Source organism: Nocardia sp. NPDC055050 (assembly GCF_053608345.1).
Window position 1 is genome coordinate 14,205 of sequence record NZ_JBSGVG010000009.1, and the last position, 15,685, is coordinate 29,889.

Sequence of the window (15,685 nt, forward strand, 5' to 3'; positions counted from 1 at the left end):
GAGTAGTTCACGAGGTCTCCTCGGTCGAGTGGCCAGGGCGACGCAGGGCGGCGAGTCCACAAGCCACAGCCAGTGCGATCGAGAGTGCGCCGAACCAGTCGCCCCAGCGGACGTAGGGAGTGCGATCGCCGGCGGTGCGGATGTCGGCCAGCACCGTGCGGGTTTCGGTGATGCCGGTGCGGACCGAGGCTCGAACGGCACCCTGTGCGTCGACGGCGGTCAGCTCGCCGAGTTGGGCGGGGCGGGCGATGGCGATGCCCGATTCGACGGCCCGCACCGCCGCCATCCGGCTGTGTAACCAGTGATCGACGCTGAAATCCAGCGCAGGCGCGAGCAAGAGCGTCGCGCCGTCGGCGCGGTTCTGGCGAACGAGGGCCGGGTGGTCGAGGTCGGCGCAGATCGCGAGCGCCCACGGGCGGCCGGGGATCTGGACCGGGGTCGCACCGCGTTGCAGGCCGGACTCGAGCCCGGGGACGAGATAGCGCTTGGCATAGATGGTTTCGCCCGGATAGGCGATGGCGGCGTTGACGGTGCCGCCCGGTTGCTCGAGTTCCAGGCCGACGACCACGTGGATGCCACGACGAGCGGCTACGGCGGTGAGCGGGTCGCGCAATAGGAAGAGTTCGGATCGTCGTGCATGCCATGCCTTCTCGGAGAACACGATGACTTCGGCGCCCTGATCGGCGAGTTCGTCGACGGCGGTGACCGCCTCGGCGATCATCCGCGCACCGTCGGGCGACGCGACAGGAACATACATCGGCGGCTGTGCGAGAGCCACCAGCCCCACCCGCGTTACCGGACCGCCGCTTGCCGCCGCGGAACACCACAGACCCGTGCCGATGGCGAAGGTTACGGCCACGGCCGTCACGACCGCTGTCCTCAGCAGGCGGGGCGTTCGGATGCCGGGTGCCGTCATCGTGCCAACGGCACCGGGCACCGCGAGCACGAGGAAGCTGATCCCCCACACCCCGGTGAGCGAAGCGACACCCACGATGGGGTCGACCTCGGCCTGGGAGTAGCCGATGCTCCACCACGCGCCGATCCCGCCGACCAGACCGAAAAGGAACTCGACGGCAGTCCATGCGGCGGGTAACGCGAGCACGGACCACCCGAACCTGTTCTGTATCAACAGCTTTCGGAAGAGCAGCACACACGCTCCGAAGGTGAGTGCGCTGCCGACCAGCAAGGCGACGGCAGTCACCCTGGGTTGTTCCAGAGTGCCGGTGAAATAGGACCAGTACTCGGCGTTGCCGCCGAGCCAGGACAGCACCGCGGCGGCGTACGCCGCCGCAGCTGAGCGCCGCGGCGCGAGCCACAGCACCGGGAGCGGGGCGAGGAGGGCGACTCCGGGCACCGGGTGCAGGCCGGTGCCGATACTCCACAGCACCGCCGAACTCACGGTGGCGGCCGACCACGTCGTCAGCTCCCGACCGGGCAATCGTCGGCCGATTCGCCCGGAGAACTCTTCGCGCACAGCCTCTTCAGTAGATGTCACTCGACAATCGTCACGGTGGAGCGGGTCCCCGCACATCGCCCGTGCGAGCGGACTCGTCTCCCTCTCGCGAGTGAGATCACCTCACACCACCCGGCAATTGATTGTCCCCCGGCGCCACCATTCCGGATTCGTAGGCGAAGACCACCGCCTGCGCCCGATCGCGCAGCCCCAGCTTCGAAAGAACGGAGCTGACATGAGTTTTCACGGTGTGTTCGGTGACGACCAGCCGCGCCGCGAGTTCGGTGTTCGATCGGCCGGCGGCGAGTTCACGCAGAATGTCGCGTTCCCGCGGGGTCAGCATTGCCAGCTGCGCGGACGCTTCCGGGTGGGCCCGCGCGCGTCCGGCGACCTCGGCGATCAGCCGCCGCGTCACCGAGGGAGCCAGCAGTGCGTCACCAGCGGCGACGACTCTGACGCCACCGATCAATTCGGCCCTGCGTGCGTCTTTGAGCAGGAACCCGCTCGCACCCGCCCGCAAGGCGGCATAGACGTACTCGTCGACATCGAACATGGTGAGCACCAGTACTTTTGCCGCGGTTTCCGCGCAGATCCGAGCAGTGGCCGCCACCCCGTCCAGCCGGGGCATCCGCACGTCCATCACCACCACATCGGGGGTGAGCCGCCGGGCTGCCGTCACCGCTTCCACGCCATCGCAAGCCTCCCCGACCACCTCGATGTCGGGTTCGGACTCCAGGATGAGGCGGAACCCGGCACGGAACAATTCCTGGTCGTCGACAACGAGCACCCGCACGGTCAACTCCTCTGTGCCAGTGGCAGATCGGCCGACACCACGAACCCGGCACACGTCGGCTCCGCCCGCAGCGAGCCACCGCACGCCTGTACCCGTTCGGCCATCCCGACCAAACCGAAGCCCGTCGGGCCTGCGTCCGCCCGCGCATGGTCCACGGCGGTGCCGTCATCGGCGATCCGCACCCCCAGCCGACCCGATGACCAACTCAGCGCCACCTCGACCCGCGTTGCCTTCGCGTGCTTGCCCGTATTGGTCAGCGCCTCCTGCACGATCCGATACGCGGCGGCATCGGCTTGCGGTGAGATCGGCACGCGGGTTCCGTGCTCGGTGAAACGCGCGGCCAGACCCCCGTGTTCGGCGAGGGCGACCAGATCGGCGATAGCCGCTACGCCCGGTTGATGCGGCGGATCGTCCTCGCGGAGCACACCGATACTGTGGCGCAGTTCCCGCAGGGCATCACGCCCACCGTCGGCGATCGCCGCGAAGGCCGCGTCGGCATCCGCCCGATCCAGCAGCGGACCGGTTTCGGCGCGCACGATCATCGCGCCGACCGTGTGGGCCAGCCCGTCGTGCATATCCCGCGCGATCCGCAACCGCTCGCGGACCACCGCGGCCTCGCGTTCGTCGTCGAGACGTCGTGTCCGCTCGGCGAGCGCGTCGATCTGCGCCTGCTTCGCGCGCACGCCCGACCCGAGCGCCCATGCCGTCATGAACGACATCGCGGCATAGGCGTACGAGTCAGCGGGCTCGCGTGGCACCAGCAGCGACACCAGAATTCCCACCGCGACCAGTACGAAGGTCAGCCGGCGCTGCCGTGCCGAACAGTGCGCCGCGATCGTGTACACACAGACGACCGTGCCGAACGGCAGCACCGGCAACGCGTGTACACAGCCGAGCGCCGTGATCGCCGGGCCGACCACGCACAACACACCCACCGGCGCCCGGCGCCGCCACAGCACCGGTGCCGATGCGAGGACCGACAACCCGACGACCCACCACGACGCACCGACGACGAGCGCGGGCACGACGCTCGCGGCCGTGACGACGGCGGCGATCAGTGCGTCCAGCGGCGACGGATGTTCCCGAGGTACTCCCACGACGTCCCAGTCTGTCCGGAAACAGTCCACCGCACCTCACTCTCGAGAGTGATTCGATGGGCAGCACCACGACCGTACGCTCAGGCATAGGGTGGAATTCGACGCGGCAACATCCGATGACCAGCGACGATCACGCTCGACCAAGAACGAATTGCACACATAGCGATGTGTGCATATGATTGCGACCGATCGGACCGCAGGAGAAGGGGAACGCGATGGGCGCAGGGCACGGGCACGACCACGGGGTATCGGCCGACAGCGATCGACGCTGGCTGGCCGGCGCGCTGGCGGTGATCGTCACCTTCCTGATCGGCGAAGTGATCGTCGGCATCATCGCCGATTCGCTGGCACTGCTCTCCGACGCGGCACACATGACCACCGACGCCGCCTCGATCGCGCTGGCGCTGTGGGCGATCCGGCTCGCGGCGCGACCGGCGACCGGGCGGATGACGTTCGGCTGGAAGCGGGCCGAGATCCTGTCGGCCCAGGCCAACGGGCTGACGCTGCTGCTGCTGGCACTGTGGCTCGGCTACGAGGCGATTCGCCGGCTGTTCGAGCCGCCGGAGGTACACGGTTGGCTGGTGTTGATCACCGCGCTGGTCGGCGTCGCCGTGAACGTGCTCGCGACCTGGATGATCAGCCGCGCCGATCGCACGAGTCTCAATGTCGAGGGCGCCTACCAGCACATCCTCAACGACCTGTTCGCGTTCATCGCCACCGCCGTCGCCGGTCTGATCATCATCCTCACCGGCTGGGTCCAGGCCGACGTCGTCGCGACGCTGATCGTGGTGGCGTTGATGATCAAGGCCGGCATCGGGCTGATCAAGGCGTCGAGCCGGATCTTCCTCGAGGCCGCGCCCGAATATCTCGACCCGGCGCAGATCGGTCGCGACATGGCCGCGCGCGACGGCGTCACCGAAGTCCACGACCTGCACATCTGGGAAATCACCTCCGGCTCTCCCGCACTGTCGGCCCACGTCCTCGTGCGGCCCGGCCATGATTGCCATGCGGTCCGCGAGGACATCGCGCACATGCTCGACCACGACCACCACATCGAGCACGTCACCCTGCAGGTCGACCACGCCAGCCCGAAACTGCTCGACATCGGCAACCGCGACTCCCACCCGTGCGCCGACTCGCACGGCCCCAAGCACGTGCCCGAACAAGCCCCCCACACCCACTGACGAGGGAAGGCCCCACACCCGTCGGGTGCGAGGCCTTCTCGTCGGTCACGCGCTAGCGAGGACCAGGTCGTTTCATCGACCTATGGGGCTGATTCAGCCGCCGAAGGAACCGGTCCACAGGGTGTCGACCAGCCCGTGGAGTGCGGCGCCGAGGGTGTCGAAGAGGCCGCCCAGGGCAGCGCTACCGGTGTCGATGATAACGGGGATCATAGTAATTCCTCTGTTTCTCGCATAGGCCCAGCCGGAGCTGGCTTACGAATGGCATATCGACGCTCAAACGCGACGGGTTACGGAATTTCCGATTTAGTGATACTGGTAACAGTACGGCCACAACATCAGCTCTACCTGGCATTTTCGCGCGATACCCACTGTTCCTTAAATAATTCTGAGAACTCTATGAGATTCATATTGCGACATCCGATAAGGCTGCATTTCCGTTGCCCCGAGAAATAGGGGCACCGCTACACACCGTCACACGCAAATGCGGATATTCCAGGCAGGACGTATCGGTCAGCGCGCCGGGCAGGTGTTCACATAGGCGTGACCGGGGAGGGCGACCACCCATTCCTCGCGGGTGATCGGGGTGGTGCCGCTGGCGCAGATCCGATCGGCTTCGGCGGCGGCGTCGGTGCGCCATTGCCGCAGGGTGCCGTCGACCGCGGACTCGGTGAGAACAGCGCCGTCCGCGGCGAAGGCCAGCATGGTGGGTTGCCGGTGGCGCAGCCCCCGGGCGATGGTGGCGTAGGCGGTGGGGTGCGCCGGGTCGGAGTAGTCCCAGAGCAGGATGGTGCCGCTGACGATGTCGTCGATGGCGAGCAGGGTTCCGTCCGGATCGAACGCCACCGAACCTGCCGAGCCGTTGGCGCCCGCGGGGGCGGCAAGGGCACGCGGCGGGGTACCCGGCGTGCCGAGCTGGTAGACGAAGGCGCCGGTGAGAGTGCCGACCGCGAGTGTGTTGCGCGAACTCAGGGCCAGCGCGATGGTCTGCCCCGGGGTTCGCAGATCGGACAGTTCGGCGATCGGCTGGGCGGTGGAGGTGGTCGAGAAGACGCTGACATTGCCGGTGCGGTGGCTGCCCACGGCGAGCAGGCCGCCGTCCGGGCTGAACGCGAGCGAGGTCGGGTAGCCACGCCCGAATCGGATACTCGACCGCAGTCGGGGCTCGCCGGTGACGTCGAAGAGATCGACGGTCTGGGTCATGCTGCGGCCGATGGCCAAGGCACCGTCGGGACTGAACGTGACGGCGCGGATGTCGACGCCTGCCGCGCTGAGCGGCGCGCCGACACGACGCGGAGTCACCGGGTCGGTGATGTCCCATACCTGGATCGTGAATTCGGTTCTGGTCACCGCCCTGGCCGCGTTCGGGGCGATCGCGACGACGTCGATCAGGCCGGCGGGGTCGCCGTCGAGCAGCGCTCGATCGGTGGCGTAGGGCGTTCTGGCCAGACTTCGTAAACGGGGGAACAGATCCTGCGGGAGGGCAGGCTGGTCGGGTGAAAACCGGAACAGCGTCAGCGAGCTGGTCGACACGACCGGGCCCGGCAGCTCGAACACATGCACGGCATGGTCGAAACTCGTTGTCACCAGCGACCTTCCACCGCGCAGGAAGCGCGCCCGCGCGACCATGTCGATCGGGAAGGTGACCAGCTCCTCGCCGGTGTCCAGATCGCGAATGCGCGCCCGGGTGTCGCCGCCGACGATCACGGCGGATCGACCGTCCCCGGTCGGTGATACGTCGAGGTATTCGTTGGCGCCCCGCGGCACGGTGGGCATCGGGTCGAAGCCGCCCGCGCCTACTCGCCAGCGCGCGACCTCGCCCGGATTGAGACCGACGGCCAGCACGGTGCCGTCGCCGTTGAACTCGACCGACCTCGCCTCCGCGCCGCCGGGCCGTTCGAGGCGGCGGTCGAACGCTGGTGTCTGCTCACGGTCGAGGGTCTCGATGTTCCAGGCGCGCACCGTGGTGGTCCAGATTCCGCCGAACAACGACGGCACCGCCGCGACGAGCGTGCGATCACTCAGGGCGACCTCCGCACGCTGCCCCGAACCGGACATCGTCGGCAGGGCGACCGGGTGCGCGGGATCGTCGCCGAGGCGCCAGCTCGCAATCGTCGCGCTGTGGGTGCCGATGGCGACGAATCCGAGGTCGGGACTGAGCGCTGCCGACGAAGGCAACCGGCCGCCGAGCGGGAGCTCGGTCACCAGGCGCGGTGCACCGGGGTCGGCGATGTTCCACAACGCCGATCGCAGATCGCCCGCGACCACCAACCACTCGTGGCCGGCGCTCATCGCGAGACCCCGGATGTGCCCGCTCCCGGTGTCGAACCGTGGCCACCGATCGACGCCGGACTCGCTCACCCGCACCAATTCCACGGAGCCGTCGCCCTCGCCGATCGCGATCACGTCACCCTGCGCGGTAGTCGCGATGCGTGGTGCGTCGGGATCGAAGACCACCCCGCGACCGAGCACGACGCCGGGACTGATCCGGATCGGCGCATTCGTGGCGGTGTTCTCCAACAGAGCGGACCGCGCCTCCTCGGTCGCAGCGGTGCGATAGGCGGCAAGGGCGATCTGCTGGGACAGCGCGGGATTGAGATTGCCGCCACCCCGGGCGACGCCGGCGAACAGACGCGAATTCGATTCCGCGCGCGCGGCCGCGTTCTCGATGCGCAGCTGGACCACCTTGGTCACCGACCCCACCGCCAGCAACACGGCCAGCCCGGCCGCGACGGAAACGATCCACAGCGCGAGGTTGGCCCGTGTGCGGGTCCGGGCGATCGCTTCGGCCACCGTGCGGGCGGCCGAGATCCGGTCGGCGTAATTCTGTGGCGCCTCGTCGGCGGCTTCCCGCAAGGCCTCCGACGCGACCACCACGCGCAGCGACGAGCGTTGCGCGGCAGTCAGTTTGCCCGCATAGCCACCGACGGCCGTCAGATTCGACCCGGACAGGCCCGCGGTGACCGCGCACTCGGGGTCGAGTCGACGGGGCCGCAGCTTTCGCAGCAGGGCGTGCCGCGGTGCGAGATCGTCGAGGGCGACCGCGAACGCCGCGCCCATCGACGCGCCGTTGATGTCGTTGGCCGGAGCGCTGCCGTGCGTCGAGACCGACCATCGCACACAGGCGTCGGTGCCGGCCAATCTGCTGATGCGCCAAGCCTTTTCGAGGCTGTCGGTGAAGGCTCGATCGGCCTGGAGGAAGCCCATCCGCGCCGGGTCGGGGTGCAGGCCGCTCGGTCCGCCCCGGACCTGGTCGAGGCGCAGCACGCCCACCTCGCCACCACCGCCGAAGCTGGCGAACAGCACGCTGATCCGGCTGCTGCGCACGACCGGGAGGGTATGCCCGGACAACTCCAGCGCGGCCATGATGGCGTACCCGCGCGCCGCGCGAGCGCCCTGTCCGAGGAAATGGCGCACGATCTCACCGAGCGGAGCATTCGCACTGGTGATCGGAATGCCCGCGGGCAGCAACTGGGTACCCACCGAGGTCAGACCGGCACGTTCGGCGTGATCGAGAAAGGCCGCACACCCGTCGTCGGTGTCGATCGAACCGGTCAATGCCCGCGCCAGCACCGCCATCGCGCGTGCGGCGGACAGATCCGCGGTGATCCGGCGGTCCTGCGCGTCGGGATCTTCGGCTTCTTCCTCGAGCAGATCGTCCGCGGCGAGATCCTTCCAGCGGGCCAGCGACTGCCTCGCCAGCACGCCCGTCTCCCGCCGGTGTTCCAGCAATCGGCGCGCGGCATCCGGCCCGGTCGCAACGGCAGCACGGCACAGCGCAAGCCAGCGTTGTGACGCACCGGTCAGCTCGATCAGCACCGCGTCATCGGACAAGAGCGCGTCCGTCGGCTGATCGGTCGATTCGCCTGCCATGTCTCCCCCATCTCCCTCCGGGCAGCACCGGCGACCCTGCCGAGAATGCCCCGATACGATGGAATTCCAGCACACCACCGATCGACCCAGGGGACCACGTTGTCGAGACGACACATCGCCGGACGCACCCTGACCGCCGCGGCCCTGCTCGTCACGATCCCGGTATCGGCGAGCTGCGCCGACGACGCGGACACCAGCGCGAAGCCGACAGCCGTGGTAGCGCAGGAGATTTCCGCACCGCCGCCGCTGCCCAGCGCCGACGAGGTCGAGCAACTGATGCGACGGTTGCTCGACACCACCGTGTCCAACGCCGAGAAACTCGAGCTGATCCAGGGCATCGGGAGCGACCCCGAGCTGCCGAACCGGGTCGCCGACGCGCCCCGCCAGGGCGGCGCCACCATCGCGCTCACCATCACGGGTACGCGCACCGCACCGCCCGGCATGATCGCCGACGGCACGGCTTCCATCAACAACAGCCCGCCGCAGCCGCTCATCGTGAACTTCGTCGTCGAGGACGGGAAGTGGAAGGTCGAAAAGGCCTGGTACTGCCAGATCGCGTTCTCGTTCATGGTCGCCTCCCCGGCGTGCCCGACCTGATCCGCGTGGACACCGTCGATGCCGACTGAGCGAACCGCTCCGAGCCGCAACCGCATCTGTGTAGGAGCCGATCGACCCGACAGGAGGCTCCGCGATGCGACATGCTCGACCCGGTACCGCGCGCCACTGTCTGCCCTCGGCCCGGCCTGCGGCGCGGGGAGCGTCGAGAAACCGAGCCGTGGTGTGCGCGTCGTCGGCCGAGCGGGGGTGCCGGGTGAGCACTGAGCCCTTGGACGAATGGCTCGGCGCCTCCTGGAGCGAGGTCCCCGAACGCCTGCGCCCGGCGGTGGTCGATCACATCTTCGGCGCCGACCTGGTCACCATGTCGACCTATGCGGCGACCAAAGCGCGCTACGTCCTGGATCGGCTCGACCCGGACATGCGCAGCGACTTCGAAGACGTCGCCCAGAACACCATGGTCGAACTCACCGCGACGCTGCCCACCGAGCGCATCCGGCACTGGAAAGCGCTGGTGCTCAAGAAGCTGCAGTGGCAGGTGCTCCAGGACCGCCGCAGTCGCACCGCCGAGAAACGTCACCCCGGCCAGCGGGTCGACTACGAGTCGGCGGTCCTGGTACTCGAGGATCACCGGTGCGGCGACGCCGAGAACCGGCTCGCCGACCGCGCTGTCCTGCGGGACGCACTGGCCTCGATCACGCACGCGGAGACCGCCGCCGTGCTCCGCGCGACCTTCGTGATCGCCGCGGACGGCAGCTATACCGATGTGCAGACCACCGGCGAGGTGGCCGCAGACCTGCGGTTCAGCCAGGAGAAGGTCAAGCGATTGCGCGCGGCAGGCGCCAAGTTGCTGCGCGAGGCCGTGCGCGCGCAGCTCGACGCCCGGGACAACGAGGAGACAGCGTAATGGCGCCGGATCATGACGCGGACCGGTTGAGTCTGCCTGTCGACATCGACGTGCTGGTCGCCTTCGCCGCGTCCGACAGCCCGGACGCCGACGCGGAGTCCGCCGACGCGGGGGCGCGGATCGCCGAGCGACTGTTACGCGCAGGCGCGGTGTCGGGCAGCTCAGCCGCGCTCGGCGACCTCGGTGCGCGCCGGGCCGTGATGACGGTGCCCGGCTGGTCCGTGCAGCCGCTCGCCGCGTCGTCGGACAGCGAGCAGACAACGACTCGCACGGTGCAGAAGCAGCGCGACCGGGAGTTGGGGATCGAATTCACCCGCTCGCCCGCGGGCGCGGAGCAGACGCGAATCTCGGTGCACTCGTTCGGCGCTCGGGCCGCGGCGGGCGACATCGTGCGGATCTCGGTACGCCTCGGCGCCGACCGCACCGAACTGCTCGTCGTCCTCTACGCCGGTGACGACGGCACGCTCACCGGGCAGGCCGTCACCAGGGCACTCACCATGTCCGAGGATCTCGAGATCTCGCTGTTGGCGGGTGCGGCACTCGACGGCACGCACGTATCGGCGGTGACCGATGCGGTGCGCTGCTCGCTGACGGCCGGGCGCAACGCTTGGCGGCGGGTGGCCAAGGGCCTCCCTGCCGGTGATCCGGTACGAGCGGCGATCATCGCCGGGTTGAGCTGATCGTCGCGGGTTGTCGGGCAAGGCACGGAACCCGGCTGCCGGAGATGTTCGTCCGGCAACCGGGTTCGGATACGCCCAGGGAGGGCGCGCCGACGGACCGGGTGGAACCCCCCTGCGGCTCCACTCGGCAGCGGCGGCGCGGCCGTCACTCCCAGGGCAGTAGTACTTCACCGACGTCGCCGCAGTGGTGGCGTCGACGTCGGTGAAACCCCTCACCGACACTGATGCCGTGCGAGGGGCAAACGGTTCGCGGCGAACCGCCGCCGGGGCATGGCGCATCTCTGTTCCGACGGCCGGTGCCGGTGCCGGTGGTGAGGAACACGGGGATGACACCTTCGAGGAACGACACGGCGCGGCAGCTCGCCGCGTCGGCCGATCTCGAGGCGGCGCGGCGACAACGAGGCACCGACAGCCGAACACGGCGCGACACCGCGGAGTTCGTCGCGCTCCGGCCGCTGCGTGGCGAGGCTCAGCTCACGGCGACCGCTCCTGACACACCACCACAATCGAGCACGCGCCTCACGGAGTACACCGACTCAGCATTCGATCGCGATCGAGGCATCACCGACCACGTCCGGATGTTCGGCATCGCTGTGACGCAGGCTGGTTCGTTCCGGTGATACCCCACCGATCGGCCTACCTGCCAGCATGCGCAGCGCCAGCCGCACGAACGCGAAGTGCGTACGCAGGGCCCGCGGTGAACGGGCGACGGAGGCAACGGTGCACGTGCCGGTCGGTGCGGGAATTCCAGCGAATCTGTCGGTGAGCCAGTCGAGAATCGCCGGGACGATGAGGAATTCGAGTGGCAGGTGCGAACCGCGGCGCACGCGCAGGTAGCGCACGGTCGCCCCGGCCTGCTCGTACCGGCGCACGTGGGCGTCGATATCGGCGACGGCGATCACCTCGTCGTTCACCCCCTGGACGATGAGCAGGGGTGCGGCGGGCGCGCGAGTGCCGGGTTCGATGTCGGCGAGGATGCGGCGCAGGACGGGCTCGGCGAGCAACTCCCCCATGCCGCCGCGCAGATGCCGGGTCACATCACGACGGGCGAACCGCAGCAGCAGCGCGAAGGTGCTGCGCTCCTCGGCCTCACCGAGCAGACCGCGATATCGCGCGTCGAGGTGATCGCTGAGCACCGGATCGAGCTCGGGATAGGCCTGCCGCAATCCCGCGACGAACGCCGCCGGGAACCCGGCGAACCATCCGCCGTTGAGACGCACGAACGCGGCGGCCGGGTCACCCACCGGTGATCCCGCCGCCGCACCGACGATATTCAGCTCCGGCGCGTACTCGGCGGCCAGTTCGGCGGCCCACGCTGTCGCCAACCCGCCACCCGAATAGCCCCACAGGGCAACCGCCGTGGTGGGCGTCAACGCCATCGGGGCGAAGCCGAGCGCGGCCCGAATCCCGTCCAGCGCACGGTATCCGGGTTCACGTGCCGCTCCGAACCGGCCACCCGCCCCTTCGTGATCGGGTACCGATACCGCCCAGCCCTGCTCCAGGGCCATCGCGATGATCGGCAGCTCGAGCGGCGCGATCGAACCGATCGTCCATGCGCCGCTCCGCAACGCGTACGACGGAAAGCACTGCGGGGCCACAGCATCGATCGCGCACTGGAACGACACCAGCGGCCGTGGACGCGCGGCAGCGCCCCACGGCAGCAGCACTGTCGTCACCGACACTTCCGGCGCACCGTCGAGATCGCAGGTGCGGTACAGCAATTGCCAGGCCGTGATCCGCTGCCGGATCACCCCGAACAGCGCGACGTCCACCGGCCGCGACCGCACCACCGTCCCCGGCGCGAGCGCGTCGAAACCGGATGGAGCGTCGTAGAACGGGTCGGCGGGCGGGAGCAGCGGTGCGGCGCGGCTGGTCGGCGCCGGGGCGTCGACGGTCATAGGCTGCCGCCGCCACCGAAGAACCAGGGGTTGAACGTGCAGGTCAAGGTGGGACTGCCTTCCGGATCGAGGGCACGCAGCGCGATCGAGGCGGCGCGCGGGGAATACATCATGGTCAGGTGGTCGGAGACGTCCTGCTCGCAGCCGTTCTGCAGGGCGATGTTGTCGACAGTCGCGTCCGGTCCGGCCCGCAGGAAGGCGAGGTCGAGGGGATTCATCACCTCGTCGTAACGGGAACCGACCACGGTGTAGGCGACGCCGGGCACAGTGTCGCCGGTGGCGTTGAGGGTGGTGTAGAACGACGAGCCGACGGCCTGTTCGACATTGGCGGCACCGATGATCGGCCGGTAGAAGCCCATGATGTCGATGCCGGCATTGTTGATCATGCGGCCGAGGGTGGCGATCCCGAGCAGCGAGGTGCCGTGGTGGGTGGCGCCGAAACTGACGAGCTTGCCGACCTTGCCCTGGCCGCCCTCGAACTTCAGGTAGTGATTGGCGATAGTGCCGCCCTGGGAATGGCCGACGATGTCGACCTGGTCCGACCCGGTCGCCGCGCGGACTCGTTCGATGAAATCGGCCACCTGACGGGAGGAGTCGGCCATCGGGCCCACCCCGTAGCGCCCCGGCAGCACGGCGCCGAGTCCGCCGGCCTCCAGCAGCCCGGATTTGCCGAAGTTCAGCGCGAACACGCAGTACCCGGCCTCGGCGAGGCGGGGCGAGAGATAGGAGAAGGTGTCGTAGGCGTTGAGCCAGGTGCCGTGCAGCAGCACCACCGGGCGCGGGTGCTGCGCCGAGGGCCTGCAGTCCCAGCGGTTGGCGCCGGGCGGCGCGGCGTCGGGGTGGAGCAGGCCGTAGGCGAAGGCGGGCAGGTAGGCCGACATCTCGGGGCCCTCACCGACGGCGTCGGAGGCGCGGCTGCCCGACGAACCCGAGCTGCTGCCCGAGGCGCTGCCGGTGTCGGCGATGGCGGTGGGTGTGCGGCCGTCGGCGGCGGCGACCGTGCCCGCGTTCACGTATTCGGCCAGCGAGGCGATCGTCGGCTCCAGGGTGGGAGCCGCGTCGGCCGGGCCTGCGGCCACGGTCAGCGCCGCGGCGATGCCGATTCCGCACAGCGCGCGGCGAAGGGAATGCGTCGTTGCAATCATGGTTTCACTTCCGTAGATCCGCGTCGACGAACAGGTGGCTCGGACGCGCTCTGCGAATCTATGACCCAGGACACAGTGATGTCACTGCACCGGGCAACGAGAAACTCTGGACCGGATTGGCGCGGGAGCCAAGTTCTGTACGTTTTCGATCGGATGGTCCACTACCGGGCTGTCGTCGGACACAATCGAGTCATGCTCGCCGAACACCCCGTTTCCGAACTCCCCGCTCTGCCCGCGCTGACCGCTCGGCTGCTGACGCGGTGGCCACAGATCTCCGAACGCATGCTCGCCGACGGTCTCGGCGCCAACGCGCCCGCCGAATTGCCCGACGGACACTTCACCGCGGAAGTGCTGCCGACCATCTACGCGTGCGGGCGGGCCGTGCTCGAGGCGATCGGCGCCGACCGCGAGTTCACCTACGCCGAGGTCGCGGCCTTCGTCGCCCCGGTCGCCGAGCGTCACGCCGAGGACCGGTTGCCGTTGCCGATGCTGATCGGCGCGATCCACGGCTCGGCGCAGTCGGTGTTCGCGGAGGCGCTGTCGCTGGCTCTGCCCACCGAGACCGCGGAGATGGCGCGGGTGGGCAACCGCCTGCTCGATCTGCTGCGTCATATCAACATGACGGTCGTGGAAACCTACACCGAGGTCGAGCAGTCGATCTATCACGCCGAACGCGAGGCGCGCCGGGAGCTGTGTTCGGCACTGGTGCGCGGCCTGCCCGCCGAGGAGCTCGCCGCCCGCGCCGACACGATCCTCGCCGATCAGTACACGGTGCTGGCGGTCCATCTGAGCGAGCCACCGCGCGTTGGCACTGCGGCCAACCTGGTGACCAGGCGACGGATCCGGGTGTTGCAGCGCGCTTTGGACGAGCTCACCGGCACCACCACCCCGGCCACCTTCGACGGCGCTCACGGCATCGCGTTGCTGAGTCACAGTTCCGAAACCGACATCCTCGACGCGGCGAAGTTCGACGAACTCGCCGACCGCCTGCGGGCCCAGTTCGGGGTACCGGTGTATCTGGCCGAGTTCTCCGGTGTCAGTCGTGACGCCATTCCGGCCGCGGCGAAGGACGCGACCGAACTGACCGAACTGGCGCGACTACGCGGCAAGCCCGGCGGCTGCTACCGGCTCGACGATCTGCTGCTCGAATATCAGCTCACCCGGCCCGGCCCGGCCCGAGAACGCCTGGCGCAGCGGGTGATTCCGCTTTTGAGCAGTCCGCACCTGATCGATGCGCTGGAAGCGCATCTCGTGCACGGCGCCGACCGCAAAACTGCGTCACGACTTATTCACGTGCACCCGAATACTTTTACCTATCGCCTGCGCAGGATCGCCGAACTCACCGGTCTCGACCCGGCTGATCCGAAAGATTCACGTATGCTCGCCGCGTCGCTCACGGTGTATCGACTCGATTCTCTGGAGAACGAAAAAACCCGCTATTCGACGTGTGCATCGAATAGCGGGTAATTCGTTTCCCGACAAGGAAAGTCTTACTTGTCAGCGCTCTTTACAGGTAGGCGCTGCACACGGGCCAGGCGCCGGGACCCTGCGCGGCCAGCACGTTCTCGGCCACGCGGATCTGCTCTTCACGGCTGGCGTTGTCGGCGGAGCCCGCGCCACCGTAGGCTTCCCAGGTGCTCTGCGAGAACTGCAGGCCGCCGTAGTAGCCGTTACCGGTGTTGATGTTCCAGTTGCCTGTGCTCTCGCACTGCGCCACGGCGTCCCAGTTGTTCGCCGAGGCGGTTGCGGTGGTCAGACCGGCCGGAACGGCGATCATCGCGCCGGCAACAGCGGCAAGACCAAGGGCACGGGTGGTGAACTTGCGATTGAAAGACATAAAGTATTTCCTGCCTGCGCCCACCGACTCGGTGATGAAAACTACCGCGTCCCTGCCCCTCAGTCATGTCGGGGATCCTCGAATCACGGGGCAGGCTTTCTGGCGTTCTGCGATTCGATTCGGCTCGGGTTGTTGTTCAAGCCGTGATCGAATGTAGCCGGTTTGCGACCTGAGATCACGTACCGATCACGACGCCATTTGTAGCGAGCATTGTCCAAACGAACACCGTTCACCCCTGGTCGACCGTAATAAATCCGTAATCACAC

11 protein-coding genes and 1 pseudogene are annotated in these 15,685 nt (G+C 68.5%); 5 read left to right on the plus strand and 7 right to left on the minus strand.

Annotation, left to right across the window (positions count from 1 at the left end):
• Positions 1 to 7: 7 nt before the first annotated feature.
• The 3 genes from ACWGCN_RS11520 to ACWGCN_RS11530 all read right to left on the minus strand — a co-directional run bounded on the left by ACWGCN_RS11520 (position 8) and on the right by ACWGCN_RS11530 (position 3,343).
• Complete coding sequence (locus ACWGCN_RS11520; protein ID WP_452529012.1) at positions 8 to 1,495, minus strand: nitrilase-related carbon-nitrogen hydrolase; 1,488 nt, start codon at positions 1,493 to 1,495, stop codon at positions 8 to 10.
• A gap of 76 nt (positions 1,496 to 1,571) precedes the next feature.
• Positions 1,572 to 2,252 (minus strand): response regulator, encoded by a 681-nt coding sequence (locus ACWGCN_RS11525; protein ID WP_378991474.1) that lies wholly within the window; start codon positions 2,250 to 2,252, stop codon positions 1,572 to 1,574.
• On the minus strand, positions 2,249 to 3,343 hold the full coding sequence (locus ACWGCN_RS11530; protein WP_378991473.1) for a sensor histidine kinase: 1,095 nt from the start codon (positions 3,341 to 3,343) through the stop codon (positions 2,249 to 2,251). The genes ACWGCN_RS11525 and ACWGCN_RS11530 overlap by 4 nt, the downstream gene beginning before the upstream one ends.
• A gap of 215 nt (positions 3,344 to 3,558) precedes the next feature.
• Between ACWGCN_RS11530 and ACWGCN_RS11535 the strand changes: the two genes are divergently transcribed.
• Positions 3,559 to 4,527 (plus strand): cation diffusion facilitator family transporter, encoded by a 969-nt coding sequence (locus tag ACWGCN_RS11535; RefSeq protein ID WP_452459478.1) that lies wholly within the window; start codon positions 3,559 to 3,561, stop codon positions 4,525 to 4,527.
• Between the two features lie 510 nt (positions 4,528 to 5,037).
• Here ACWGCN_RS11535 and ACWGCN_RS11540 read toward each other — a convergent pair.
• Complete coding sequence (locus ACWGCN_RS11540) at positions 5,038 to 8,397, minus strand: WD40 repeat domain-containing protein (RefSeq protein WP_452459479.1); 3,360 nt, start codon at positions 8,395 to 8,397, stop codon at positions 5,038 to 5,040.
• Between the two features lie 99 nt (positions 8,398 to 8,496).
• Between ACWGCN_RS11540 and ACWGCN_RS11545 the strand changes: the two genes are divergently transcribed.
• The 3 genes from ACWGCN_RS11545 (at position 8,497) to ACWGCN_RS11555 (ending at position 10,539) form a co-directional block, all read left to right on the plus strand.
• Complete coding sequence (locus tag ACWGCN_RS11545; protein ID WP_452459480.1) at positions 8,497 to 8,994, plus strand: hypothetical protein; 498 nt, start codon at positions 8,497 to 8,499, stop codon at positions 8,992 to 8,994.
• Positions 8,995 to 9,208: 214 nt separating this feature from the next.
• Positions 9,209 to 9,859, plus strand: coding sequence for a hypothetical protein (locus ACWGCN_RS11550; protein WP_378991467.1), 651 nt, complete (start codon positions 9,209 to 9,211; stop codon positions 9,857 to 9,859).
• Complete coding sequence (locus ACWGCN_RS11555; RefSeq protein WP_452459481.1) at positions 9,859 to 10,539, plus strand: hypothetical protein; 681 nt, start codon at positions 9,859 to 9,861, stop codon at positions 10,537 to 10,539. Before ACWGCN_RS11550 ends, ACWGCN_RS11555 begins: the two co-directional genes overlap by 1 nt.
• Positions 10,540 to 11,075: 536 nt before the next feature.
• On the opposite strand, the gene ACWGCN_RS11560 is transcribed toward ACWGCN_RS11555, so the two are convergent.
• Together ACWGCN_RS11560 and ACWGCN_RS11565 are read right to left on the minus strand one after the other, a co-directional pair.
• Positions 11,076 to 12,437, minus strand: coding sequence for a lipase family protein (locus tag ACWGCN_RS11560; protein WP_452459482.1), 1,362 nt, complete (start codon positions 12,435 to 12,437; stop codon positions 11,076 to 11,078).
• Complete coding sequence (locus ACWGCN_RS11565; protein ID WP_452459483.1) at positions 12,434 to 13,582, minus strand: esterase/lipase family protein; 1,149 nt, start codon at positions 13,580 to 13,582, stop codon at positions 12,434 to 12,436. The genes ACWGCN_RS11560 and ACWGCN_RS11565 overlap by 4 nt, the downstream gene beginning before the upstream one ends.
• Positions 13,583 to 13,774: 192 nt before the next feature.
• Here ACWGCN_RS11565 and ACWGCN_RS11570 point away from each other — a divergent pair, with 192 nt between their 5' ends.
• Positions 13,775 to 15,049, plus strand: a complete 1,275-nt coding sequence (locus ACWGCN_RS11570) for a PucR family transcriptional regulator (RefSeq protein WP_378991460.1) — start codon at positions 13,775 to 13,777, stop codon at positions 15,047 to 15,049.
• A 43-nt stretch (positions 15,050 to 15,092) separates the two neighbouring features.
• On the opposite strand, the pseudogene ACWGCN_RS11575 reads toward ACWGCN_RS11570, so the two are convergent.
• A pseudogene (locus tag ACWGCN_RS11575) lies at positions 15,093 to 15,419 on the minus strand (transglycosylase family protein); the annotation flags it as partial.
• Between the last annotated feature and the right edge of the window lie 266 nt (positions 15,420 to 15,685).